We start from the raw sequence: 1,773 nt of genomic DNA, 5'->3' as shown, positions 1-1,773 counted from the left end.
ATAATGGACAGGGCATGGGCGGGAGCGCAACGACCTCACCCCCGCACAGGCCGCCACCGTGGAGCAGCGGCTCAACCAGATCCTGGCCGGGCTCGGGCTGAGTCTTGGCGCGAACGACCAGTCGGACGGCGGCGACCTCCGTACGCAGGCGCCGATCACGGTCCCGGTCTACTTCCATGTGATCCATGACGGGGACAAGGGCAACGTGTCCGAGGCGGAGGTCAAGCGCCAGATCAGCACCATGAACGCGTCCTACGGCGGACGGAACGGCGGCGCGGACACGGGCATCTCCTTCACGCTCCGGGGGATCGACCGTTCCGACAACGCCGCCTGGTTCCAGGACCCGGAACGCTACGAGGGCACGTACAAGCCGCAACTGCACCAGGGCGACAAGGGCTCGCTGAACCTGTACAGCACCTACATAGGCGGGAACCTGCTCGGCTGGTCGACGTTCCCGTGGAAGTACAAGGCCGACCCCAAGATGGACGGCGTGACCATCCACTACGGCAGTATGCCGGGCGGCGCCATAGAGAACTTCAACAAGGGGTTCAGCGCGACCCACGAGGTGGGGCACTGGCTCGGGCTCTACCACACGTTCCAGGACGGCTGCGGCGGCCAGGGCGACCGCGTCGCCGACACTCCTCCCGAGCGCGACCCGTCGAACGGCTGCCCGGCCGACAAGGACACCTGCCCGTCCGCCGGGGCCGACCCGGTGCACAACTACATGGACTACAGCTACGACACGTGCATGACGTCCTTCACCGCCGGCCAGGGCGACCGTATGCACAAGGTGTGGAAGGCGTACCGCACCTAGGGGGCTCTGCGCAGCTTGGCCGCGTCCTCGGCGGGTAGGCGCCGGACGGCCTCGCGCAGTGTCACACCCGAGATCGTGTCGAGGCGGGGCCCGACCCACTGCACCACCCAGGACGGGTCCTTCTTGGAGAGTTCCCGGAGGACCCATCCCAGGGCCTTCCTGATGAAGAACTCGCGTTCGCCTATGAGCGCGTCTCCGAAACGGCTGATCCGCTCCAAATCCGGGTTTCCGGTCCGGACGCCCGGCAGCAGCGCCAGGACGGCCGTACGCCGTATCCACATGTAGGGGTCGGCGATCCACGCGTCCAGGACCGTCGCCAGGTCCGGGTACCGGATGACCAGTCCCCCGACGACCTTCTCCGCGAGGTAGTCGACGTACACCCAGCTCGCCGAGTCGCGGACGAGCCGTTCGGCCGCCGCCACGTCCCGCGGCTCCAGCAGGGCGGCGCGCTTGGCCAGCACGTCTATGGCGGCCATGCGGGCCTCGTGCACGGGACGTCCGCCGTCGGTGACGTCCCACAGGGCTTGGGCGAGTTCGAGCAGCTCGTCCCGCGTGGGCTTGGCCTTGACCGCCGACACGGCGATCTTGCGCACCGCCGGCACGGGCACGCCGATGTGGACGAAGTCGCTCTTGAGATAGCTCTTCTCGCGCTCGGCCCGCGCCGGGTCGCCTTGTACGCGCAACTCCGCCATGACGCGCGCCGCCTCGCCCTCCACGTCCATGCGGACACGCTACGCCGCCCGCGCTAGGGCGCCGTTTTCAGCGTTCCGCGCCCCCGTTCGTCCAGGTTTGCTAAAGACGTGACGTTTGTTCGCATCCACCCTGGTTCCAGCGATGACTCCGCTCCCCGCGCGCGCTCCCCCGCTCGCGCGCCACCCCCAAGGAGTTCCATGAAACGCGCCGGAATCGCCACCGTCCTCGGCCTGGCCGCCGCCTTCACGGCGTACGCGCCCGCCGCC

General features: G+C 68.8%; 2 protein-coding genes. One reads left to right on the top strand and one right to left on the bottom strand.

Translation table 11 applies throughout. The annotated features are described in order from the left end of the window. The first annotated feature begins 58 nt into the window (after positions 1-58). The gene (locus E1284_RS40505; RefSeq protein WP_243715056.1) at positions 59-814 is read left to right on the top strand and encodes a zinc metalloprotease; all 756 of its coding nucleotides are present in this window, start codon (positions 59-61) and stop codon (positions 812-814) included. Here the strand turns inward: E1284_RS40505 and E1284_RS40500 are convergent. Beyond that, positions 811-1,536, bottom strand: coding sequence for a DNA alkylation repair protein (locus E1284_RS40500; RefSeq protein ID WP_131945406.1), 726 nt, complete (start codon positions 1,534-1,536; stop codon positions 811-813). The genes E1284_RS40505 and E1284_RS40500 overlap by 4 nt on opposite strands. Positions 1,537-1,773 lie beyond the last annotated feature (237 nt).

The sequence above is a fragment of the Actinomadura bangladeshensis genome (genome assembly GCF_004348335.1).
Taxonomy (GTDB): domain Bacteria; phylum Actinomycetota; class Actinomycetes; order Streptosporangiales; family Streptosporangiaceae; genus Spirillospora; species Spirillospora bangladeshensis.
This window is presented reverse-complemented; position numbering and strand designations above follow the sequence as displayed.

What these genes read in the sequence shown, in the direction of transcription:
- E1284_RS40500 (WP_131945406.1), bottom strand. Translation starts at nt 1,536, where the DNA reads ATGGACGTGGAGGGCGAGGCGGCGCGCGTCATGGCGGAGTTGCGCGTA.